Origin of the sequence: Tatumella sp. JGM130, assembly GCF_018257525.1 — a bacterium.
GTDB lineage: Bacteria > Pseudomonadota > Gammaproteobacteria > Enterobacterales > Enterobacteriaceae > Tatumella > Tatumella punctata.
This window is the reverse complement of record NZ_JAERJS010000024.1, coordinates 17,581-41,715: the sequence shown is the minus strand read 5'-3', so window position 1 is coordinate 41,715 and position 24,135 is coordinate 17,581. Positions and strand designations below refer to the sequence as shown.

At 54.4% G+C, this 24,135-nt stretch carries 12 protein-coding genes and 3 pseudogenes; all 15 read left to right on the top strand.

Annotated features, from left to right (window positions below; all coding sequences use genetic code 11):
* Positions 1–132: 132 nt before the first annotated feature.
* A complete protein-coding gene (tssH, locus tag JK211_RS11910; protein ID WP_212708901.1) occupies positions 133–2,802 on the top strand; it encodes a type VI secretion system ATPase TssH in 2,670 nt (889 codons plus the stop codon).
* The gene (locus JK211_RS11905) at positions 2,795–5,152 is read left to right on the top strand and encodes a type VI secretion system Vgr family protein (RefSeq protein ID WP_212708900.1); all 2,358 of its coding nucleotides are present in this window, start codon (positions 2,795–2,797) and stop codon (positions 5,150–5,152) included. The genes tssH and JK211_RS11905 overlap by 8 nt, the downstream gene beginning before the upstream one ends.
* Before the next feature lie 10 nt (positions 5,153–5,162).
* On the top strand, positions 5,163–7,571 hold the full coding sequence (locus JK211_RS11900) for a hypothetical protein (protein ID WP_212708899.1): 2,409 nt from the start codon (positions 5,163–5,165) through the stop codon (positions 7,569–7,571).
* Positions 7,568–8,038 (top strand): hypothetical protein, encoded by a 471-nt coding sequence (locus JK211_RS11895; RefSeq protein ID WP_212708898.1) that lies wholly within the window; start codon positions 7,568–7,570, stop codon positions 8,036–8,038. Before JK211_RS11900 ends, JK211_RS11895 begins: the two co-directional genes overlap by 4 nt.
* Positions 8,039–8,264: 226 nt before the next feature.
* A pseudogene (locus tag JK211_RS17100) lies at positions 8,265–8,692 on the top strand (transposase); the annotation flags it as partial.
* Positions 8,693–9,302: 610 nt separating this feature from the next.
* Entirely contained in the window at positions 9,303–9,563 is a 261-nt protein-coding gene (locus JK211_RS11885) for a PAAR domain-containing protein (RefSeq protein ID WP_212708896.1), read from the top strand.
* Positions 9,564–9,565: 2 nt separating this feature from the next.
* Positions 9,566–10,777, top strand: a complete 1,212-nt coding sequence (locus JK211_RS11880) for a hypothetical protein (protein ID WP_212708895.1) — start codon at positions 9,566–9,568, stop codon at positions 10,775–10,777.
* A complete protein-coding gene (locus JK211_RS11875; RefSeq protein WP_212708894.1) occupies positions 10,764–14,183 on the top strand; it encodes an ImcF-related family protein in 3,420 nt (1,139 codons plus the stop codon). Before JK211_RS11880 ends, JK211_RS11875 begins: the two co-directional genes overlap by 14 nt.
* Positions 14,184–15,797 (top strand): type VI secretion system protein TssA, encoded by a 1,614-nt coding sequence (tssA, locus tag JK211_RS11870; RefSeq protein WP_212708893.1) that lies wholly within the window; start codon positions 14,184–14,186, stop codon positions 15,795–15,797.
* Positions 15,798–15,885: 88 nt separating this feature from the next.
* Positions 15,886–17,655, top strand: coding sequence for a type VI secretion system baseplate subunit TssF (gene tssF / locus JK211_RS11865; protein ID WP_212708892.1), 1,770 nt, complete (start codon positions 15,886–15,888; stop codon positions 17,653–17,655).
* A complete protein-coding gene (tssG, locus tag JK211_RS11860; RefSeq protein WP_212708891.1) occupies positions 17,619–18,698 on the top strand; it encodes a type VI secretion system baseplate subunit TssG in 1,080 nt (359 codons plus the stop codon). The genes tssF and tssG overlap by 37 nt, the downstream gene beginning before the upstream one ends.
* 55 nt (positions 18,699–18,753) lie before the next feature.
* On the top strand, positions 18,754–19,281 hold the full coding sequence (gene tssJ / locus JK211_RS11855; protein ID WP_212708890.1) for a type VI secretion system lipoprotein TssJ: 528 nt from the start codon (positions 18,754–18,756) through the stop codon (positions 19,279–19,281).
* 4 nt (positions 19,282–19,285) lie between these two features.
* A pseudogene (locus JK211_RS11850) lies at positions 19,286–21,831 on the top strand (type VI secretion system Vgr family protein).
* Complete coding sequence (locus JK211_RS11845; protein WP_212708889.1) at positions 21,828–23,213, top strand: hypothetical protein; 1,386 nt, start codon at positions 21,828–21,830, stop codon at positions 23,211–23,213. The pseudogene JK211_RS11850 and the gene JK211_RS11845 overlap by 4 nt, the downstream one beginning before the upstream one ends.
* A pseudogene (locus JK211_RS11840) lies at positions 23,213–24,109 on the top strand (Imm72 family immunity protein); the annotation flags it as partial. The gene JK211_RS11845 and the pseudogene JK211_RS11840, both read left to right, overlap by 1 nt.
* Between the last annotated feature and the right edge of the window lie 26 nt (positions 24,110–24,135).

Below are 24,135 nucleotides of genomic sequence, written 5' to 3'. Positions count from 1 at the left end.
TGAACGCCGGCCTGTGCGGGCGTTCAGCAAAAAAACTTACAAACTGCCAGCACGACCGTATGCGCTCTGGTCCCCAGCACGGGAAAAGCGATGGGCGGTAGCGTGTCCGGGAACCGACAAAGAGAGACACTTATGGAAAAGTCAGCCATTCTGCTGCGACGTCTGAACCCTTACTGTGCCCGCGCGATGGAAGGGGCTGCTGCGCTCTGCCAGACCCGCGCCCATGCGGAAATTTTTCCAGAGCACTGGCTGCTGAAACTGCTGGAACAGGGCGAAGGGGACCTCTCTGTGCTGGCCCGCCGCTACGAGTGGGACATGGACAGCATCTGGCAGGATTTACTCGGCTGGCTGGACAAGCAGCCGCGTTCGGTACGCCACCGGCCACAGCTCTCGGACAACATCCGGATGCTGATGCAGGACGCCTGGCTGCTGGCTTCACTCGCCGGAGAGCAGAGTATTCGCAGTATTCACCTGCTGATGGTCCTGGTGGAAAAACAGAACCTGATACGTTGTGATGGCCTGTGGCCACTGCTGACGCCCGGTCACAGCCAGCTGGAGCGCCTGCGTCCCCTGCTGGATGCGCAGTCGGATGAACGCCCTGAGCTGCAACTTGACGCTGAACTGGTCCGGGAGCATAGCAGTGAGGCGGAGTTTGTGGGGCATCCTGCGGTGACAGAGTTGAACGCGGGGGAGCTGAGTCCGGCGCAGCAGAACGCGCTGGGAAAATTTACCCTCGATGTCACCGCCAAAGCCAGAGAAGGCAAAATCGATCCGGTGTTCGGCCGTGATACGGAAATACGCCAAATGGTGGATATTCTCTCGCGCCGTCGCAAGAACAATCCGATGCTGGTCGGTGAACCGGGCGTCGGCAAAACGGCACTGGTTGAAGGTCTGGCACTGCGTATTGCAGAAGGTAATGTGCCGGAATCGCTCAAGCCTGTCATCCTGCGCACACTTGACCTCGGTCTGCTGCAGGCCGGTGCAGGCGTGAAAGGTGAGTTCGAACAGCGTCTGAAAAACGTCATTGATGCCGTGCAGCAGTCGCCGGTACCGATTCTGCTGTTTATTGACGAAGCGCACACTATTATCGGGGCCGGTAATCAGGCGGGCGGAGCCGATGCGGCCAACCTTCTGAAACCGGCACTGGCGCGTGGCGAACTGCGGACTATCGCGGCCACGACATGGTCTGAGTACAAACAGTATTTCGAGCGCGATGCCGCACTGGAGCGTCGTTTCCAGATGGTGAAAGTTGACGAGCCGGACGACGATACCGCCTGCCTGATGCTGCGTGGCCTGAAATCGCGCTACGCGGGGCACCACGCTGTGCATATTACTGACGATGCGGTGCGTGCTGCAGTTACCCTCTCCCGCCGTTATCTGACGGGGCGCCAGCTGCCGGATAAGGCCGTCGATTTACTTGATACCGCCGCTGCCCGCGTGCGTATGAGTCTCGATACGGTACCCGAACAACTGACCCGCATCCGCTCGCAGATTACTTCTCTGGAAATGGAGAAACAGGCGCTTCTGGAAGACATCGCTATCGGTAACCAGAGCCATGGCGAGCGCCTGGCCGCCATTGAACAGGAAGAAAATTGCCTTATCGTTGCGCTTGATGAACTGGAAACCCGGTACGGTCAGGAGCTGAAAATTACCGAACAACTGCTGGAAACCCGCCGTGATATCACCCGGCAGGGTGAAACGTACGCGCTGCAACAGGAGCTTAATGGTATGCAGCACAGCAACCCGCTGCTCTCCGTTGATGTGGATGTGCGTACCGTTGCCACTGTGATTGCCGACTGGACCGGTGTGCCGCTGTCTTCCCTGATGAAAGACGAGCAGACTGAACTGCTAACCCTGGAAGATAACATCGGCAAACGCGTGGTCGGTCAGGATGCAGCACTCAATGCCATTGCCCGGCGCCTGCGTGCCGCCAAAACCGGACTGACCCCTGAGAATGGCCCGCAGGGCGTGTTCCTGCTGGCCGGACCGAGCGGTGTCGGTAAAACGGAAACCGCGCTGGCACTGGCAGACGTGCTGTATGGCGGTGAAAAATCGCTGATTACCCTCAGCCTCTCAGAGTATCAGGAACCGCACACGGTTTCCCAGCTGAAAGGTTCCCCGCCGGGCTACGTCGGTTATGGACAGGGCGGTATCCTCACCGAAGCGGTGCGCAAGCGCCCGTACAGCGTGGTGCTGCTCGATGAAGTAGAAAAAGCTCACCGCGACGTGATGAACCTGTTCTATCAGGTGTTTGACCGCGGTTTTATGCGCGATGGCGAAGGGCGCGAAATCGACTTCCGTAACACCGTCATTCTGATGACCTCTAACCTCGGCAGCGACCATATCATGCAGCTGCCAGAGCATCAGCCGCAGGCGACCGAAGGCGACCTTCAGGAACTGCTGCGTCCGATCCTGCGCGACCACTTTCAGCCTGCGCTGTTGGCCCGCTTCCAGACCGTGATCTATCGCCCGCTGACGAAAGCGGCAATGCGCACTATCGTGGAAATGAAGCTGTCACAGGTCAGCCAGCGCCTGAACTGTTACTACGGCCTGACCACGCGGATTGATGAAAAACTGTATGACGTGCTGACCTCTGCCTGCCTGCTGCCGGACACTGGCGCACGCAACGTCGACAGTCTGCTGAATCAGCAGATTCTGCCGGTACTGAGTCAGCAGCTACTGACCTATATGGCGGCAAAGCAGAAACCACGCAGCCTGACTCTGAAATGGGACGAAGAAGAAGGCATCGTGCTGGAGTTTGATGGCGCGCAGAAGACACTGCCGGAGGTAAACGATGATTGAAAGTTTAAACAGCCTGGCGCAAAAAGCGATAAACGCAGCTCCGGGTCTGTCCCGTTACCGGATGGATGTACATGGCTGTTCACAGTCGCTGGATGTGCTGCGGTTTCGTGCCAGGGAAACTCTGAGCCAGCCGTGGCATTATGACGTTACCGTCACCTGTGCGGCGAGTCTTGCCAGCAATGATGTGATGCTGAAACCGGCTTGCTTTACCTTCCGGACTCCGCTTTATAACGGTACGCCAGCGGTGCCGGTGCGCACTGTGTATGGCGTGGTTGATGCATTCCGGCGGATCTCCGCATCAGCGGATGAGATCACCTATTCCCTGCGACTCGTGCCGCGTATTGCCCTGATGCAGCATACCCGGCGATGTGCGGTATACCTCAATCAGTCCGTGCCGGAAGTGGCGGAACAGATACTGCGTTCTCACGGGCTGGAAGGGGCGGATTTTGAATTCCGCTTATCACAGCATTACCCGGTCCGCGAACTTATCACCCAGTGGCGTGAAACAGATCTCGCCTTTATTCAGCGTTTGCTGGCCGAAGTCGGTATTTACTGGCGTTTCGCAATGGACAGCCGCATTGAACAGGATGTGGTGATTTTCCAGGACAGCCAGGTGCAGTATCAGTTTGGCGTGAAACTGCCCATTATTCCGCCGTCACGCACCAGTGATAACGGCCAGCTGAGCGTCTGGGATATTCGGGCCACAGACCGCGTGGTCACCGATAGTGTGGCTACCCGCGACTATAACTACCGCGATGCGCTGGCCCCGCAGGACAGTTCGGTGACGGTTCTCCGGGAGGGAGGGGCAACCACTGGTGAGGTGTATCATTACGCCGAACCCTTCCTGAACGCAGGGGATACTGAAACCCCGGAAGGCGGGGCCTGGTTTGCCCGCCTGCGCCATGAGCGTTACCTCAATATCCGGCAAACCGTTACGGGGCGTGCCAGCAGTCCGGTTCTGGCTCCGGGCGAAGTGCTGGAACCACAGGGCAGTGGCCTTGCGGATTCGCTGAAAAACGGCATTGTCATCACCGGGGTTCACACCTCAGGTGCACGCGATAAGGGCTTCCGGTTGCACTTTACGGGTATTCCTTATAGCGAAACGGTCTGCTACCGCCCCGCGCTGCTGAACCGCCCGGTGATTGCCGGCTCCCTGCCTGCGAGGGTGGAGAGCGATGAGAAGCATGACACCTACGCGTACCTCGACAATCAGGGACGCTACCGCGTCCGGCTTGATTTTGACCGCAGTGAGAGTGAGCAGGGATATGCGTACCTCTGGCTGCGCATGGCGAAACCTTATGCCGGGGACAGCTACGGTTTCCACTCACCACTGCTTGATGGCACTGAAGTCTCGATAATGTTTGAGGGTGGTGACCCGGACCGTCCGTATATTGCCCACGCACAGCATGATTCCGGACATCCCGATCATGTTACCCGCGATAACCACACGCGCAACATCTGGCGCACCGCCGGGGATAATAAATTCCGTCTGGAAGATCAGCGTCAGCAAGAGCATTTCAAGCTGGCGACGCCGTTTGGCAAAACGCAGCTTAACGGCGGCCATGTGGTGGACGCTCAGCGTGAACAGCGCGGTACCGGCTTTGAACTGCGTACCGATGAATATGGGGCGCTGCGTGCCGGGCGGGGGATATTCCTGTCTGCAGATGCGCAGCCAAAAGGTGAAGGACAGATGCTGGATATGGCGCCGGCCGTCAACCGCATTCAACAGGCTAACAGCGAAATGCAGGCGCTGAATAATGCGGCCGAAGCGGCGAAAGCACTGGTCAGTGATATTCAGGCACAGAACAACCTGGTGATGCAGAGCATTGCTGATTTACAGGCCGCAGTCCTGCTGGTATCGGCTCCACAAGGTATCGCCCTTACCTCAGGTGAGCACCTGCAGCTCACCAGTACACAGAATACAATGTTGACAGCAGGTAAGAACATCGACATGGGGGCGATGCAAAACATTTCTATAAGTGCTGAGAATGAGCTGGGGCTGTTCGCACATAAAGCGGGTGCCCGGATGATTGCTAACCTCGGTGACGTGGAAATACATTCCCGGCACAACACACTGGAGGTGAGCGCACAAAAGGCGCTGACCATCACCAGTACTGACGATGAAATCGTTATCAGTACACCGAAAACACTGACAGTCAATGGTGGTGGCTCTTACCTGAAAATCAGCGACAGCGGTATTGAGCATGGTTCGAGAGGTGACCTGACTATGAAGGTGGGGAAATACCTGGTACCGGGCAGTGGCAGTGATTTGCCTGTCTCTTCTCCGGATTTCAACAGTACCGAGATAGCCGAAATTAAACGCGTCATCAGTAAACCACTGAGTAACTGAGGGAACAGATATGTCGGTATTACCTAAATTCAGCTGGCCTGTGCCATTCAGCAATCGCGGCAGCGACTTTGCCAGCCAGCAAGACCTGATGTCGCATCTGGAAGGTGAAGCGACGGGCTGGTACATGGTGGGAAGCAACGGTATGTGGCACGGGGGGATTCATATCACGAGTAGCACCACGCCGTGGTGTGCTCTGAGTGGCAGGGCACTTTCCGAACAACTGGATTTTCCGGTGGCTTACAAAGGCGAGCAGAGCATTCGTTGTATGGCGGACGGAGAAGTGGTGGCGTACCGGATTTGTCGCGATTATCTGACCGTTCCCTGGGAAACGGGCTCTCTGAGTATCTCCGGTTCTTTTGTTCTGGTGCGGCACTTCATTCAGCCGGGCGAGAAAAAAGAAAACGGTCTGCATTTTTATACACTGTATATGCATCTGGCGCCTTACTCCGCTTACGCTTCCAGTGAAAACGAAATGCAGTGGATGGTGAATGATAAGCTGTCTGTATTTAGCCGCGAGTGGATTCCTGATACCAGCGCTGAAAACAGAAACAGATATCGCATAACCACCATCCCGAAAGGTTCACGGATTGAATGGGATGCTTCAGATTCAAGCCTTAGTGCGACCGGGCCTGAAACGCGACGTTATGGCCTGGTCACGTTCATAGGACTGTCTGATAAAGTAAAGGCCAAAGGTACGAAGAGCAGTCTGGTGGAAGGGCAACAATACTGGATCCTGGCGGACAGAGATAATCTTGTCCCGCCATCAGGCGCGGCTGTACGTCCGTCCTGGTGGTCGCATCTGTTGCCGCCTTATGCCGAGCCGATGCAGTTTGATACAGTTGTTTGTCCGGCGCCGTATCCAATCGGTGCAGGTAACAGTGTCGGGCACTTGGGTTATTTTCAGGTACCGAAAGAGGGTGGCTATGATGTCCGTTATCAGGTACACATCGAATGCCTGAGTGCTGATGACAGCCTGCCTGCGTTCCTGAAAAATCCTGAGAAGGCGGGGGAAAGTACGCCACGTTATCTGAAGTGTCCCCCGGGCCTGCCGCTATTCTCGAAAGACTTAAACACAAAGGCAATGGTCAGTGATGGCAGGGTCACCCGTGGCGAGGCAATCCTGAAACTGAGCCAGGTGAAAACAGAACCGGATGCTGATAAACAGGAATACTGGTTTTTGCCGTATGCGAACGGCTACGTGCCGAAAAGTAATACATCGGCTGAGACGCTGTCGCAATACGATCTCGAAAAGCTGGGGTTCACTACAATAGTGGACGAAGCGCTGAGCTTTGATCATCTTGATGGCACAACATCACCCAAAGGGATGGTTCGCAGTATTGTTAATCGTCTTCTTGATGCATCAAGTACTGACACGCGGTTAACCCATCGTGCAGTCCCGTACAATTATCAACGACTTTTGAACCGGATCGACAGTCGTGTCAGCCCCTATTCATCCCGGGAGTATCTGAGCGCTATCCACAACCCGTCTTATCGCGGTGTTACGAATAAGATGATAGTGAAACATCCCAGCGAGTGGTATCACAAAAAGGATACATCTGTCTGGCAATCGTTTTTGAACAAACTGACAAGTGATGCACCAGAGTGGCGGGAATACTGTGAAGCCTATCTTGATAAGATGGTATGGATGCAGGATGCCGGTAAATTAAAACTGGGATCCTCTTTGTGGCATATGCATCCGGTAGCGTTTTTAGGTATGCTGACCGCGGTTAGCGATGGTGTTACATATGAACAGATAAAGAAAATTTTTCCAACAGCTTCTGATTCCGATATAAACACAGTCGTTGAAGAACTACGTGGAAAACTAAAAATATTCAAGCTAGATACCCCAACACGATTAAGTCACTTCTTTTCTCAAATAAGAGGAGAGGTTGGTGAAAGCATGAAAGGAGTAACAGAAAAATTCCAATTTTCACCTGAAGCACTACTTACCTTCAGTAAATACTACAGACAGCATCCCGGTGAGGCTGAAACTGATGGTTACAAGAAAAATTCAGCAGGTAAGATTATTCGCGCAGCTGATGAACAAGCTATTGGGCGTAAACACTATCTTCGGTTGAACGGTAACCGGCAGAGTCATCCTGATGATGGCTATAATTTTAGAGGGAGAGGGCTGATTCAAATTACAGGTTACGAAAAATACCATGGTTTTATGGTCGATTATCCTAATTATTGGAGTAGCGGTACGCCGGATACTGTTAATTATCCCGAAAAAATAAACGAGATGCCATATGCTATCCGAAGTGCTCTTTGGTTTTGGTTGAAATATAAACCGTATAATGCAGATCAAGGCCGGGGTCTCTCTGATGTACCAGATGTTACGCGCGTCGTAAATGGTGCCCACATGGGGCTAAAAGAACGCGAGAATGCTTATAAAATTGGAGAGGATGTATTTAAATGAAAAAATATATATTTGTTTTTATGATGTTTAGCATATCGTATGCTAACGCAAGTGAATGTGCTAAAAATGAAACTTTAATTGCATCATGCTCGTTATCAGGGAAACTGAGCCGCATAGCTACATTTTGCGCAAAACCAAAAAATGGAATGATTAAGTACACGTATAAAAATGGAATGGAAACAGAGTTAGTAGTTGATTTTGATTTTGAAAACAGGCTAAAAAGATGGGTGGATTTAGCAACATATACGACATATTTAGGATTCAGTAGAGGCGAATACTCTTATATCCTAAGTATTCCTGAAGAGAAGCCCGGAGTTGTCGCGCAACTTGATGTGAAAAAAAACAATAAAATTATAAGTTCGAAACAATGTGACTCTAACTCCTTTGGCGATGAAGGGATTAAAATGAATAGTATTGAGGATGTTTCGGATGATGTAGTGAGGGACGGTGGGTTTAAATTCCCATAAGATAATGGTTAATGGGAGTTTTTACTTCCTTTCCTGCTTGCCATGACTTAATGATACGTTGATATTTATATTTTCGATACGATATTTTATTTTTTAATAGATGGAAAAGAAAATCTAACTATCCCAATCCTTCCCGGGGGGAATGACGCTAGTGCAATAGCCCCCGTTTAAATCGGGTACTTCGCCAGTAAGATATAGTCATGGAGCTATGTTTAAGGAGTGTCCAGTGCAAAGAATCGAAGTGATCACTGGCGAGCAAAAGCGCCGTCGTTATACTCCCGAAGAGAAAGCCCGTTTTGTTGCGATCGCCATGCAGCCCGGTTATACCGTCTCACTCGTTGCCTGGCAATATGGTATCACACTCAGTTTTCTTTTTAAGTGGAAACGGCTCATGAACGATGGTGGGAAGTCTGCGATCGCCGCAGGCGACAAGGTAGTCAGCGTCGTCGGGGTCAAAGCACAGGAGAAAAAAGTTCAAACAGCCTGAATAAATGCCGGGCCGCAAAACGATGGAAGCCGAAATCCTTCGGGACGCGTTTGAGATAGCCCGGCAAAAGAGTTGATATCGCGTATGCCATTGCTGCCATCGGACGATCCCCCCTCATCCGAATAGCCGAAGCGTTCTGTGTATCGCGTTCGAATTTGTATGAACGCTATCGTCGCGCGACTGCACACCTCAACCGTGCTTTTGGCGATGAAATCGATGCTATCGTTAACAATACTATTAAAAAAATAATTACATTAATACTTCAAGCCTTATTGAAGGAAAAATAAAATGTCGTCAATGCATGATGTTTCAAAATAAATATCATTATATTTGTAAATTACATTAAATGATTAAGTATCTGGGGTGAACCTGTTGAATATAATTTATTGTAATAACAAAGGGTGCTTAAAAGGCATGCTAAAAAACCAGTGGTTATTAATGGTGTTAATGGTTTGATTATATTGCAGAGTAGTTAAGGACGGGGATTTAATTGCGCGTGAAGTGCTTACTGGCGAAGTGAATGCGATTATAAAAATCATTTGCTGTTTAATGTTAAGTCACTCAAGGAATATTTGCGTTTGTCATTAGGTGAAAAAAATAAAGTCATATTTTATTCAGGAAAATAAATTAACACTACTGATAATTGAGAGTGATATTTTTTTGATCAGGTATATCAATGCAGAAAATAAATCACTCGACGGTAATGTTGTCTTTAGCGACCTGAATATTTACAGCTAACCCATGGTCTGAAAGTAATAAAATTAAAGTGAGTGGAAAATGTTAAAAATAATCCGTAAAGGGGATAAAACGATCCATGGCGGTTCGGTGTTAACCTGTTCCGCCACCATGAAGTTTGGTGGTATTGGCGCTGCTCGTAAAGGGGATAAAGTCTCTTGCCCTGAGCATGGAGAAACCACCATTGTTGAAGGTAACCCTGATTACCTTGATGAAAACGGCCTCCCGGTGGCTTTTGAAGGCCATAAATGTGGCTGCGGTTGTACGCTGATAAGCTCTTTTTCTGCGGCGAAGGTTGGTTGAATATGCCGATTTATCTGGATGAAGTCCCTGAAAATGCCGATGGGGTTTCACGTCCGTCGACAATGCGTTGGATAATTTTTCTGGTTGTCATCCTGCTGGCTGGATTGGTGCTGACCCTGTGGCAATGGACCGGAGATCAGCGTGGGATCTCATTCTGGTTTACGGCGATCGGTCTGCCTTTTTGTCTGTGGGGGGGGCTGTTTGTCTTTCGTCATATCGGGTACCGGCTTGAACTCAAGGGTGAAGCGGGCTGGAACTACGAAAGTGATGACCTGGAAGAAGCCGAAATTTCACGTGGCAGGCGTTTTTCCTGGGTTCTCAATACCTGGGTACAGACCCCGGCCGGTCGGGGTACGGGAAGCCTGAGCGCAGCAATGGCGTTGGGCATTCCGCTCCTGAAAACCACCAAACCGCGAAGTGGCGGAGAGTCTATCAGACACGCCCCGATAACGGATTTTGATGCCGGCCCGGAGGCTGTTGCAAAAGCCATTGAAAAAGCCGCGCTACGTATAAACAAAACACTGAAACGCCTTCCTGAGGAACTACCGTGCTGGCTGGTATTAGAGTGTGATGCAGAGCTTTCGGTAGCGAAAGAGGCAGAACTGCTACAGCTGGTCACAGAGAAATCCGGGAGGGCGCTACGTCAGATACCGGGGCAGGGCATGAATGCTCTGGATTACTGGCTGGATCATCACTGGGCCAAACCGTCCGTACTGGTTATTCTGACGCTCACACTGCGGACTTTACCACAGGAAAATGATGCAGAAGCCATAGCTGCAATAGTGCTGTGTAACCGAAAAAGTCACCACTACCCTGATGCTGTCAGACTACATCGTCCGCAAAAGAGCATCCCCGAAACACTGACGCATAATATGGCGCACGCTCTTCGCTGGGCTGGATTATCCCCCGACGCGATCAACGGTATCTGGATTACTGGTGAAGCTGTTACTGACAGGCCCGGACTGAATCAATCCTGTGAAGATAATAAATTAACACTCAGCCTGACGGGCGATATTAATAATATCGATGCCACGCTCGGGTATGCCGGTCAGGCATCACCATGGATAGCAGTGGCACTGGCCGCGGACAAGGTTTCAGAACCGGGGGGACAGCTGGTTGCAGCACAACCGGATCCCGGAAGTGACGATATCTGGCTGATCTCAATGACGATAGCAGAACGAGAAAAGGACATTATCAGGGATGAGCAACGATAAAAAAGGAAATACTAAAATAAAACCAAAAGCCTTGCCCGGACTCGCTATTCTGGCGCTGATTTTTGTCTCAGCAATCATTATTTTTGCTCTGACAATTGGCAGTAATTTTGTCGACAGAATATTTGGTCTCGGCCCGTATCCCCTTGAGTGGATAGTGACGCTCTGCGCGATCGTCAGTGTCATTCTGTTGGCTCTGCTCTGGAGCCTGGAACAACTATTTTTCATCTCCGGAAGGAAAGGAGCACGGCGGGCATGGGGTCACAACAAAGCGTATTCGGCCTTCCTTCCTGATAGTAACGCCGCAAATACCTTTGTTGACGAAAAAGAGCGTGCAGAGAAAAGCTTTAGTGCCGAAGCCCTGACTGATCACCTGCAGTTACGCTACCGCCGCCGCTGGAAGGCAAAAGTACGTCTGCTGCTGGTACAGGGCAGTGACAGTGATCTCGAAAAAGTAGCCCCGGGCCTTAAGCGCGATCACTGGCAGGAGAGTGACGGAATTGTGCTGATCCATGGTGGGCAGTCGGACAGCGTGCCCGGTGACGAGTTTCTGTCGGCACTGAAAGCCGTTCGCCCGCAGCGTCCACTGGACGGGGTGATACAGGTGATGAATGCCGATACGCTCCCTGATACGGCCAGACAGGACACCCTGCTGCGTGTGCGTCAGAAAACCGATATCCTGCTGGGCTGGCAACTGCCGGTCTGGCTGTGGGTGGTCCTTGAAGGGGCATGGGCAGATGATGGTGACAGGGCTCCGCCGACGGGAGCTCTGTTTGGCCCCGCAGCCACAGCGGATGAACGCCGTACAGCACTGGCGACACTGTCGTCAGAGTTGCAAGGGGCCGGTGTGGCCGCTCTGCTGGAAAACTCGCAGCATCACTGGTTATTAAACCTCTCTGAGGTATTGCGGGGTTGTCTCCGCCAGTCTCTGCTGCCGTTATTCACCATGCTGATGTCCGGTCCGGTACCTTATCGCCTGCATGGCGTGATGTTCAGCCCGGCATTGCCAGGTGCAGCGACTGTCCCCCATGCGCGGCTGTCACCACCGGTCTGGCAGGTACTTGAAACGGACAGCCTGCGGGCGCAGGCCCGTAAAACCGGTGTTCACTGGCAAAAAGTGCTGCGCCTGATGCTGCCGGGGCTGGTCCTGCTCTGGGGGGCCGGCACGTTGCTGTCACTCTCCGTCAACCGTACCCAAATCTGGCTGGCCCGGGATACTGCCCGGATGGCTGCCGATACAAAACAACCCCTGCCGGAGCGGCTGCGTCACCAGCTGGCGCTGCAGCAGACCATTGCCCGTCTGCAGAACCGGGAAGTGTACGGCGCGCCGTGGTACACCCGTTTTGGCCTGAATCAGGACCGCGACACTCTGCAGATGCTCTGGCCGCTGTACGCCCGTAACAACCAGCAGCTGATGCGTGATGTACTGGCAGATGAACTCCGGCGTCAGCTGAATGCCTTTGTTCAGCTGCCACCGGCAAGTGATGCGCGTACCTCCGCCACCCAAAAAACGTATAGCCTGCTGAAAGGGTACCTGATGCTGGCCCGCCCCGATAAAGCCGATGAAAACTGGCTTGCCGGCAACCTGCTGAAAATCTGGCCGAAGCGCCCCGGCGTGCCAGACAGCGTGTGGCGGACTCAGGGACCGAAGCTGCTTGGCTTCTATGCCCGGAATTTACCGGTTCATCCGGCGTGGAAAATTACCACCGACCGTATGCTGGTTGGCACGGTGCGCCAGATTTTGCTTAAACAGATTGGACAGCGTAACGCGGAGTCCGGGCTGTATCAGGAGATGCTCGGGCGTATTGCCCGCAACTGGCCGGATTTAACCCTCGCGGACATGACCGGTGATACGGATGCCTCATCGCTGTTTTTATCAGAAGAAATAGTGCCGGGGATGTTCACCCGTCAGGCCTGGGAGGAGCAGGTGCAGGATGCGATTGATCAGGTGGTAAAAAACCGCCGCGATGAAATCGACTGGGTGCTGACTGACAAAACCCGGCAGCCGGGCAACGATGTGTCACCGGAAGCACTGAAGCAGCGGCTGACAGAGCGCTATTTCACCGACTTTGGTAACGCATGGCTGAATATGGCCAACAGTATCCAGTGGCAGGAAGCCGGATCGCTCTCCGAAGCCATTGCTCAGCTTAACCTGCTGGCAGATATCCGCCAGTCTCCTCTGGTGGCGCTGATGAACACCCTGGCCTGGCAGGGCCAGACGGGGGCCAAAGGTGAAACGCTTGCGGATTCCCTGGTGGAATCTGCGAAGAAACTGGCAGGGCGTCAGAAAAACGCCAGACAGTTTATTCAGCAGGCACAGGGGCCCAAAGGGCCGCTGGACGGCGTGTTTGGTCCGCTTACGGGGCTGATGGCCGGGAAGGACGGTACCGGCTCGAACGGTAATCTCAGCTTCCAGTCCTGGCTGGCACGGGTGACCCAGGTGCGCCTTAAACTGCAGCAGGTGACCAGTGCGCCCGATCCACAGGCCATGGCCTGGATGCTGGCCCAGACCGTTTTCCGTGGGAAAACCATCGATCTGACGGACACCCGTGACTACGGAAGCCTGGCGGCGGCAAGTCTGGGGCAGGAGTGGAACGGCTTTGGTCAGGCACTGTTTGTTCAGCCGCTTGACCTGGCCTGGCGTCAGGTGCTGGCTCCGGCCGCAGGCAGTCTTAATGCCCGCTGGCAGAGCACTATTGTTTCGCAGTGGAACACCGCTTTTGCCGGACGTTATCCGTTCAAGGCCACCGGCAGCGATGCTTCATTGCCATTACTGGCACAGTTCCTGCGAAGTGATTCCGGGCGTATCGCCGCATTTATCAAAAACAACCTCAGCGGCATATTGCATCAGGAGGGCAGTCACTGGGTGGTGGATCCGGCGGCAAGCCAGGGGATGACCGTTAACCCGGCGTTTCTGTCAGCCATTAACCTGCTGGCTGACATTGCCGATATCGTCTTTGCACAGGGCGATGCCGGGGTTCACTTTGAACTGATGGCGCGACCGTCGAGGGATGTGGCGCGAATGCAGCTGACCCTGGATGGACAGAAACTGGATTACTTCAACCAGATGGAAAGCTGGCAGAGTTTCAGCTGGCCTGGCAACAGCTGGTACCCGGGGGTGAATCTGAGCTGGCGATCGACCAGTAGCGAAATGCGCCTGTATGCGAATAACCAGGGAAACTGGGGCTTTATCCGTCTGCTGGATAAGGCGCGTACCACCCCTATCGACAGCAGCCGGACACAGCTGCAGTGGACCACCCCTGAGGGTAATCCGCTGAAATTCATTATGCGCAGCGAGCTCGGTGACGGACCTCTGGCACTGCTCAGATTACAGAGCTTCAGCCTGCCGCAGACTATTTTTTCCGTGGGCACCCCGCGCGGTTTGCTCACCTTTTCCGGAGACGAATAAATGGCAACTGCAGAAACACTCCTTAACCTGTGTCTGCCGGATGCAACCCGGCGTGCTGCACTGCTGGTACAGACCCGGCAAAGGCTTTCCCTGTGGTTGCCGTGGCTGACGACGCTGCCGAACGGTGCCGGTGACGACCCGGTCTGTGAAGATGATTTTCAGCTGATGCGCGAGGAAATCAATAAACTGTCAGGCACCGATACAGACGCGCTGTGCCGCCTGGCGGAAAGTATTCTCACCCGGCATGCCCGCGATATCCGGGTGGTGACCTGGTATACCTTTGCCCGTCTGCATCGTGACGGTGATGCCGGTCTGACCGATGGCATCCTGTTGCTGGTCGCGATGCTCAGCCAGGCCGGGGTGCACTGTCACCCACAGCGCAGCACCGCCAGACTGGCGGCACTCGACTGGCTGAACAGTGAAAAAGTACGCGATGCATTCTCGCGCTGGCCGGACGTGACGCGGGAAGAAACCGCCTGTACAGCTGCGGCCCTGTGCCTGCTGGAGACCGTTCTGGACTCGTTACCAGAGGCAGGGCGGCCTGCATTTACCGGCCTGCTGAGTATGCTGGAAACTCGGCTGGCTGGTAGCGGCGGGCTGGATACACCGCTGGCAGCCTCCCGGACAGGTGGGGCGGGTGACGACAGTCATACTATCCCGTCATCAGGTAAGGCTGTTCCGGTGGCCGCTGCTGTCAACTCTGAAGTGGAGCTGGTTCGCCAGTTACGCGTACTGTCCGGCTGGGTGGTGGAACAGCCGCAGGGCTGGCTGGCGGCCCACCGGATGATGAAAGCTGCCCGCTGGGACCTGGTGACGCATTTACCGGCACTTGATGCCAGCGGCCGTACACGCCTGCTGCCGCCCAAAGCGGACTACCGCGCCCAGCTGAAACGCCTGTATCTGCAGCAGAGCTGGACTGAGCTGGCGGAGCTGGTGGATGTGATATTCATCGAAGGCGGTAACCGCTTCTGGCTCGATTTGCAGTGGTATCTGTGGCAGGGGCTGAGCCGTGCAGGAAGCCCCGGGGATCAATGGGCAGATTACATTCTGAGCGATCTGCGGCTGTTACTTAAACGTCTGCCGGGCCTGGAAACGCTGGCCTGGAGTGACGGCACACCGCTGGCTGATGAGGCGACGCTCAACTGGATAGCCGGACAGGTCAATGATGAGATGCCCGGGTTCAGCGATCTGCCGGCAGTGGCCAGCGTCCCTCAGACAGATGACATTCTGGCGCTGGAAGCGGAAGCGATGGAGAAAGGTGACCGTGAGGGGCTGGAAACGGCGCTGGGCTGGCTTCAGAGCCGTCCGGGTATGGACTCACCACGAAGCCGCTGGTTACTCCGCTTACTGATGGCCCGGGTCGCAGAACAGTATGGCCGCAACGAGCTTGCCCTGCACCTGCTCGGCGAACTCACTGCCAGTGCGCCGCAACTGACCCTCAGTGACTGGGAGCCAGGATTACTGTTTGATGTACAGGCCCGTCGTCTGCGCTTACTGCGTCTGAAAGCCGGACGCAGTGAAAGCGACAAAGCCCGGCTCACCCCGGAAATGGATGCACTGCTGGCGGGGCTGATTGCGATTGATCCGGCCCGGGCGATGGTGCTGTGCGGATAAATCACCGCCAGCCACGGTTTTTCAGTTAACGCCCCCCCTCTTGATGACATCTTTCTTTTGATGATTTTTCCACTCAGGATTTCCGCACATGGATGATTTAACCCTTCGCTACTATGAAGCTGAAATGCGTTACCTGCGCGAAGCAGGTAAAGAGTTTGCCCGCGCCCACCCGGACCGGGCGGCGATGCTTAACCTGGATAAAACCGGAGCCCGCGACCCGTATGTGGAGCGCCTGTTTGAAGGCTTTGCCTTCCTGATGGGGCGGCTGCGTGAAAAACTCGATGATGACCTGCCGGAACTGACTGAAGGGCTGGTGAGTCTGTTGTGGCCGCATTATATGCGCACTATTCCGTCGCTCACCGTAGTGGCCTTTAGCCCGGAGTGGCAGCAGCTGCGCAAAAAGGAAACCCTGGAAGAAGGCTTCCCGGTGCTGTCGCGCCCGATCGGGCCGGAGAAAACAGTTTGTCAGTACCGTACTACCCGTGAGGTAGCGCTGCAGCCCCTGCAGCTGGCAGATGCCCGTCTGCAGACCGAACCGGATGGCAGAGCCGCTATTCGTCTGTGTTTCGAATGTCCGGATAAAGTGGACTGGTCAAAAGCCGGTATCGATAAGGTCATTATTTACCTTGATGCTGACAGTCCGGTGGCTCCGGCGTTGCACCTGGCGATGACCCGACAGGTTCACGCCATGTACGTCCGTCACAGCAGAACCGGTACCGCAAGGGTGGCCTTTGACGGCTGGTGTAAACCGATGGGCTTTGACGATACCGACCGCCTGTGGCCGAAAGGCGATTCAGCGTTCAGCGGCTACCAGCTGCTGCTGGAGTATTTCAGCTTCCGCGAAAAATTCATGTTTGTAGAGCTGCGGGGGCTTGAACTGACCGGCCTCAGTGCCAGAAATACCTGGTTTGAGATCGATATCGTGCTGAATGGTAGCTGGCCGTCGGATCTGCCGTTTGACACCGAAAACTTCCGTCTGCACTGCGCCCCGGTGATTAATCTGTTCTCCCTGGAGGCTGATCCGCTGACACCAGACACGCTACAGAGCGAATACCTGCTGCGTCCGCTGCGTGTTCAGGACGGGCATACGGAAATCTACAGCGTGGATGATATTCACGGGGCGGTGAAAAACGGCAAGCATCCGTATGTACCATTCACCAGCTTCCGTCACCGTGGTGGCATGATGCGCTTTGATGCGCCGGAACGTTACTTCCACACCCGCGTGAAGCGCGGTCCTTCGGGACTGTATGACACCTGGCTTATCCTTGGCGGAAAGTCCTTCGAGCTTGAGCAGTTGTCTCACACTCCGGAGTCGCTTTCGATCCGTATTACCGCAACCAACGGCCAGCTGCCGAGGCGCTCACTGGAAAGCACCCTGCTGGACCGGGTGGTGAAAGCCGGCAAAGTACCGGTAAAAGTCCTGAATCTGAAAGTGCCGACGCTGCCACTTTATCCACCGGCCAGTGACCGCTTCCACTGGCGGGTCATGAGCCATCTGGGCTCCAGTTTCCTGAGCATGATGGATAACCCGGAGGTACTGCGCGGAACACTGGCGCTGTATGACTGGACCGGTGATGAGATGAACCGCCGCCGCCTGGAGGCGATTGTGGCGGTGAAACATACCCTTATTCGTCGCTTTGAAAAGGGCTTTATGTTGCGCGGGGTCGACATCGAAATCACCCTCGATGCTGACAATTTTGCCGGGGAAGGGGATGTCACCCTGTTTGGTGAGATGTTGCACCGCTTCTTTGCTCTCTATGCCGACGTCCACCTTTTTAATCAGCTGACACTGGTACTGCAACCAACAGGGAAACGACTGCGATGGAAAGAGAATCACAGCCAGCACATTCCGGGCTGACAGAGGCACTGCGTAACAACATCTGGCGGGTTAATTTCTACCGCTTATGCCAGTTGCTGGAGCAGGAAAACCCGGAGGCTCCTCCGCTTGGCAGTACCGACAAAATCAGTACTGACCCGGTGCGCTTCCGTCCCTGGCCGGGGATGGGCTTCCCGGTCAGTGAGCTTAAAGTTATTGAAACTGATGAGGATCAGCCCGGCCAGGTACCGACGGTGCGCACCACTTTCCTCGGCATGTACGGTGTGGATTCGCCGCTGCCGACCGCACTGCTGGATGATATCGCCCAGCATCGTGAGGGGTATCAGGCGACTTCCGCGTTTCTGGATATCTTCAGCCACCGTATTCTGACCCAGTATTACCGTATCTGGCGTAAATATGCCTATCCGGTGACCTTTGACGCTGGTGGCGAAGATGACATCTCCCGATGTCTGCTGGGACTGGTAGGGCTCGGTATTCCGGGTACCGCAGAACAGGTGGCGACACCGTGCTCTCGTTTTCTGGCGCTGCTTGGCACCCTGCGCCTGCCAACCCGCAACGCCGAAGGTATCCGCCAGCTGGTGACTCTGCTGGCCCCGCACACCCGGGCCACGGTTATCCGTCCGGACCCGGTGAAAGTATCCATAGAGAGTCGCAGCGGACTCGGTAAAGCCAGTCGCGTGTCTCTGTCACAGCGTGCCACCCTCGGCAGGACCGGGAAAGAGGCCTGCAGCCGTATTCTGCTGATGCTGGCGACCGATAACAGACAGGAAGCACAGGGCTGGTTGCCCGGCGGGCAGATACATACCGACCTGATGGTGCTGCTGCGGGTATATATGGGTTACCGCGCCGATGTACGCCTTCGTCTCACGGTGCCGGTTAGCTGCCTGCCTGAACCCCGGCTGGGTAAGACAAACCGGGTGCAGCTGGGACGTACCGGCGTGCTGGGCCTCAACCCTGATAATCCGGCGGAACGCAGCCACCTGACGGTCAGCACGGGTACCTATGCAGGGCTGACCTGCAGTGCGCTTTCGCCGGCACAGCCCGCCGGCTATCGGTTTGGCTGATAACTCAATACCCGCCCCCTGACAATCCTGTTGTGACGTCTGAAAGGAACCTGAAATGACATTCACTTCCCTGCAATCTGGCGCATCTCTGATGTTGCTCACTGTTCTGCTGACGGGCTGCGGCCTGACTCAGTCGGTAACGGATGGCGCCGTCAGTATCACCAAGGCCATCTTCTGCAAAAAAATAAAGGTACTGCACCTCGACTTTGAACCACGTGCTGCCGCCAATGCCGATGAAAGTCAGACACCGCTCGCGACTATGGTGCAGGTCTGGCAGCTCAAAGACCGGCAGCAGGTGGATGCCGCGGATTATCAGAAACTACTGCGCGATGCGAACACCAGCCTGAAAGAGGATATTGTGGCCAGTAAGTCACTGCTGGTGATGCCCAAAGGCAGCATCATCCTCAATATGCCGCTGGAGCAGGCCGCAAAATTCGTCGCAGTGGTCGGGCTATTCAATCGTCCGGACCTCGATAACAACACCTGGAAGCTGGTGCTGAGCCGCGCTGATCTCGACCCGGATAAGCCGCGTACTATCCAGCTCAACAGCACCGGACTGACTCTGGTGCCGCTAAAGGAGTAAGCATATGGACACCCCGCAGGATAACGGGCCGACCCGATATACGCTTGAGATTAATGACAGCCTGCTGAAACCCGATGTGCTGAACTTTCACGGGCGGGAAGCACTGAGCGAACCGTTCGAATGGCGGATTGAGTTCACCACGCCACAGCTCGCTATCAGTCGTCAGGATACGATGCTGAAATATGCCACCCTCCGTATGCACAGCGGCAGGGTGGTTCAGGGCATCATCACCGGTTTTGAATACCTGAAAGAGACGGCAGATCAGAGCCATTTTGCCGTGACAATCTCGTCGCGTCTGTCTTTGCTGGCTTATTCCCGCCGCTGTGCTGTCTGGCAGAATGTCGCGGTGCCGGAACTGGTGGAGCAGATACTGCGCAGCCACGGGCTGGAAGCGTCAGATTTTGAGTTCCGCCTGGAACGCGTTTACCCGGTCCGTGAGCTTATCACCCAGTGGCGTGAAACGGACCTGCAGTTTATTCAGCGCATTCTGGCTGAAGACGGCATCTGGTTTCGCACAGGCGTCAACCTCACCACCGGCTGGATACGGTGACCTTTGCCGATAGCCAGCGACAGTATCAGTTTGGTGTGCAGCTGCCGTACCGTGATCCCTCCGCACTGTATGACGGCGCGGTTGAAGCGGTGTGGGGGGCACGGGTGTGGCATCACACCGTCACCGGCAGCGTTACCACCCGGGATTACAATTATCGCACCGCCGGCACACCAATGGAGACGACTGCAGACGTCAGAACCGGGGTTGCCACCACTGGCGAACACTACCGCTACCTGGTGCCTTACCGCGAAGCCGGTGATAACACCACTTCTGAACCGGAAACCGAAAGCGGCGCCTGTTATGCCCGGATACACCATGAATATGCGCTGAATAACGCTATTCGTCTGCACCTGTTCAGCAACGCCAGCCACCTGACGCCGGGCATGGTACTGGACACCGGGAACACTGAGGTGCCGGAGCTGAAAGAGGGAATGGTGATTACGCTTGCCACCTTCCGCGCGGCTCGTGACACCCGTCTGCAGGTCTCCGTGTGGGGCATGCCCTGCAGCGAGCAGTTTTGCTTCAGACCACAGCCAGTGCCGCGCCCGCTGATCGCCGGGACGCTGACCGCCCGCGTCGAAAGCGATGAGAAAAATGCCCTGTATGCCCATCTGGATGAACAGGGGCGCTACCGGGTGAGGCTGGACTTCAGCCGTGAAGATGCCGGCCCCGGCTATAACTACTTGTGGATACGCCAGGCGAAACCCTATGCCGGAGAAACGTATGGCTGGCACACACCGCTGATTGGCGGCACCGAAGTGGGGATTGCCTTTGACGGCGGTGACCCGGATCGCCCGTATATCGCTTATGCGCACCATGACTCTGAACATCCGGATGTGGTGACCCGCAATAACCGCAGCCAGAACATTCTGCGCACCGCAGGGGATAACGAGCTGCGAATGGAGGACCAGCGGCAGGCAGAGCATATTACGCTCAGCACGCCGTTCGGCGCCACCGCGCTGAACCAGGGCCATATCGTGGATACGCAGAATCAACCGCGCGGCACCGGGTTTGAGCTGCGCACCGATGAGTACGGAGTCATCCGGGTGGCGAAGGGACTATTGGTGACAGTCGCAGGCCAGGCCAAAGCCGAAGGCGATGTGCTGAGCATGGAGGAAGCCCTGCGAGAAATTGATATGGGGCGTCAACGGCTGGCCCTGCTGGCGGATGCGGAACGGCAGGCGCTGGCGCTGGAAGCGGATTTAGCCAGCCAGATAGCGATGTTCAATGAGCGACTAAAACCTCTGAATGAAGTGATTCATTTCACGGCACCTGAGGGCATAGCGGTTAGCAGCGGTGAACACCTGCAATTCGCCGCGACGGATAATATCGGCATCAATACTGGCGGGGATATAAGTACCGGTTCGCGGGATAATACGGCGTTGCTGGCAGAGCAGGCTCTCGGATTTTTTTCACGGAACGGTAAGCTGAGCCTTATCTCCGGCCAGGGACCGGTACAGATTCAGGCACAGAATGGTGCTTTGCAGATGAGTGCAGCACAGAAATTAAGTATCAGTAGTATGGGCGACATGCTGTTCGCCGGAAAGAAGAAGGTAACGCTGATTGGCGGTGGCAGCTACGTGAAGATTGAAGCGTGGGGGATAGAGTACGGGACGCTACATACCTTCACCCGCAATATAAGACGCACGCTGAAACTTCGTTCAGCAGATCAGACCCCGGATTTACCATGGCTTGCCGGGCCGGTAAGAAATCCGGCTGATGCACTGATGCAGTACCTTTACCATGATGACGCGCCGGTGGTCGGTGCGCCGTTTACCGCAACCCTGGCGGACGGTTCAGTACGTACCGGCAATCTGGATGGCGCTGGTTACCTGCACCTTGATGATGTACCTGAGGGGCCGGTCAGGGTTGAATTGGGGGCAGACAGCCGTAGCTTTTCCCGTAAGCTACCTGAGGATAACCCGCGTTACCAGCTTCAGGCGATAAATACAGGTCAGGCCGGAGACCTGATTACCCGTTACACAGGGAGTGAATTATGAGTGATATCAGCACCACCGCCTGGTTTAAACAGACCAGTCTGGAAACCAGTCAGTGGATTTGGGGCACCCTGCAGGGAGCATTTAATGAAAAGCAGACTATCGGGCAGATTATTACCGATGCCGCGATAGGCATGGTTCCCCTGGTGGGGGATATCACTGCGGTGCGTGATTTACTGGCAGTATCGATTGGCTTAATCAATGAACCTAAAAAGCGGGAAAGTACCACTGAATGGGTGTTTCTGGTGATTCTGCTGTTTGCACTGATCCCGGTGATTGGCGGTGTTATTAAAGGCGTCGGACGTCTGTGCCTGCGGGTCACAACAAAGGCGGCGGAAAATGTGGAAACGCTCAGTGATATGGTCAGGTTTCTGAATCGTGTCGGTGAAGGGGATGCACCGAAATGGCTGAAGGCACTGGATCTCCAGTCTCACCAGACTGTGCTGCTGGATAAATTTGGTGTGTTCTGTAACACCATGATAACGGTAACCCATACAATCCTCGGTTCGGCACTGGGACGAGCCTTACCGGATAAATGGTTCGTGCAGCTTCGCTCGCTGGCAAAAGGTTTTGTCATTCTGCGGGATATGGGCGGACGGATGATCCCGCCGGCGCTGCAGGAACTGAATACAAAGCTGAGAGTGCTGCAGGCAATGGTCTATAAAGGTGACATTCTGGAGCTAGGAAAGAGCTCCGGACGAGCTGCTGTTTACCGTGAAGCGGAGGCGTACCTTATCGAGCGTCCTTTAAGGGAAGCGCCGAAAAAGGGGACCCGTTACCCGAGTCTTCATGCTGAGAAACTTCATGAAGACAGACTGCGGCTGAAATATTCAAAAAAAAGCTACCCGGATTTACTGGGGCATAAAGGTAAGAGCCCGGCATTTGGGGATAAGCAGGTATTTACGAATATTGCATCTTTCAGTGGTGAAATTACCGCCAAAAGCGCCAGGGAAATGGCGGGTAGTACAATTTTTCGCGCTTTCGGCAATGAGACTGCGCTGGCGACAACGCCCGGTGGCTCCCGTGCTGCCGGGGGATTCTGGGGTTACCGGAAAGTCCCGGGCAGTGCAAAGGAGTGGCGGCAGCTGTCAGCGGTGCTGGATGAAATGCTGAAAACAGAGCTTAACCGTATCGGTGAGCAGGTCAAAGCGACCGGACTACCGGTCAGCACTGATATTAATGGCGTAAAAGCGGAGTTTTATCCGACAGACTGGAAAGAGGCGGAAGGCCTACACGGTTACAGCAAACCTGAGGGGATAGCGCCGCCTTATGCCACATATACGCGAAAACTGCATGACGATGAGCTGCGCAGTAAAGCGAATGGCCGAATAATGATTAATGCCGCCCGTGCGGAACATCAGATAACCACAGGACGTGAACTATGATGAGCATCAAAAAAACCAAATACCCGATGAGTGATGAACAGGTGCGTCGCAGACTGTTCTGGCTGTTGCAACGGCTGAGCAGCTACAGTCTGTGGCAGCGCAAGCGGGATGCCTGGGCATGCTTTACTGAAAAATATGAACAGGCGCTGAAAACCTGGCCGGAGGAGATTACAAAGGGTTTCCACCCGAAGAGTATTATCAGGGCATATGAAGCATTACGCCTTTACGAGAAAGGACTGCCGGAACTGGCAGCGGGCAACCGGCAGGTATGGCAGCGTCAGTCAGGAGTATTTCATCAGCTTGCGCGACCCGTAGATCTTATTGATAAATATTTTTATTATCCCTGCCATGATGAACGAGGAGGGCAGCGGGAACCCTATCCCCCGGAAATAGAGGAAATTAATCAGTGGCGGGTTGCGGCAGAGTTCCGGGGAGATAACCTGCTGTATCCGCCGCACGATAATGTCTGTAACTTTTTTGATGCTGAATATTTGTTAGAGCCTGATAATTACTGCTATAACCTGAAAGCGCTGATTTATCCGGTCTTTCCTGAACACCTTCCGCCCGTGCCGGAGCGCAGCGATATTATTATAAAAACCGACGATGCGGTGCCCTGTGACGGTATCTGGGAACCGGTGGAAATTATATATGACCGTAAATTCCTGGTGTTTAAAGAAGGTATCCGCGGGTTTAAAAACCTCGGTGCCTATAATTATTTTATCCGCGGAATGAAGGCACCGCTTCAGATTTATTATGATGTATTAATGGAAAGCGCCACTGAAATACTGATAACCGATGACCCGGTCTGCTACCGGGATGTGCACTGGCGACTGGTCTGGGAAGATACGCGTTATTGTGACGGTATTATTCCGGATGAATCGGAATATTTTCTGGAACAGCGATAGCAGGAGTGTTTATTGAA

Excerpts from the sequence above, each read along its gene's own strand:
- tssH (WP_212708901.1), top strand. The coding sequence starts at position 133 with ATGGAAAAGTCAGCCATTCTGCTGCGACGTCTGAACCCTTACTGTGCC.
- JK211_RS11905 (WP_212708900.1), top strand. The coding sequence starts at position 2,795 with ATGATTGAAAGTTTAAACAGCCTGGCGCAAAAAGCGATAAACGCAGCT.
- JK211_RS11900 (WP_212708899.1), top strand. The coding sequence starts at position 5,163 with ATGTCGGTATTACCTAAATTCAGCTGGCCTGTGCCATTCAGCAATCGC.
- JK211_RS11895 (WP_212708898.1), top strand. The coding sequence starts at position 7,568 with ATGAAAAAATATATATTTGTTTTTATGATGTTTAGCATATCGTATGCT.
- JK211_RS11885 (WP_212708896.1), top strand. The coding sequence starts at position 9,303 with ATGTTAAAAATAATCCGTAAAGGGGATAAAACGATCCATGGCGGTTCG.
- JK211_RS11880 (WP_212708895.1), top strand. The coding sequence starts at position 9,566 with ATGCCGATTTATCTGGATGAAGTCCCTGAAAATGCCGATGGGGTTTCA.
- JK211_RS11875 (WP_212708894.1), top strand. The coding sequence starts at position 10,764 with ATGAGCAACGATAAAAAAGGAAATACTAAAATAAAACCAAAAGCCTTG.
- tssA (WP_212708893.1), top strand. The coding sequence starts at position 14,184 with ATGGCAACTGCAGAAACACTCCTTAACCTGTGTCTGCCGGATGCAACC.
- tssF (WP_212708892.1), top strand. The coding sequence starts at position 15,886 with ATGGATGATTTAACCCTTCGCTACTATGAAGCTGAAATGCGTTACCTG.
- tssG (WP_212708891.1), top strand. The coding sequence starts at position 17,619 with ATGGAAAGAGAATCACAGCCAGCACATTCCGGGCTGACAGAGGCACTG.
- tssJ (WP_212708890.1), top strand. The coding sequence starts at position 18,754 with ATGACATTCACTTCCCTGCAATCTGGCGCATCTCTGATGTTGCTCACT.
- JK211_RS11845 (WP_212708889.1), top strand. The coding sequence starts at position 21,828 with ATGAGTGATATCAGCACCACCGCCTGGTTTAAACAGACCAGTCTGGAA.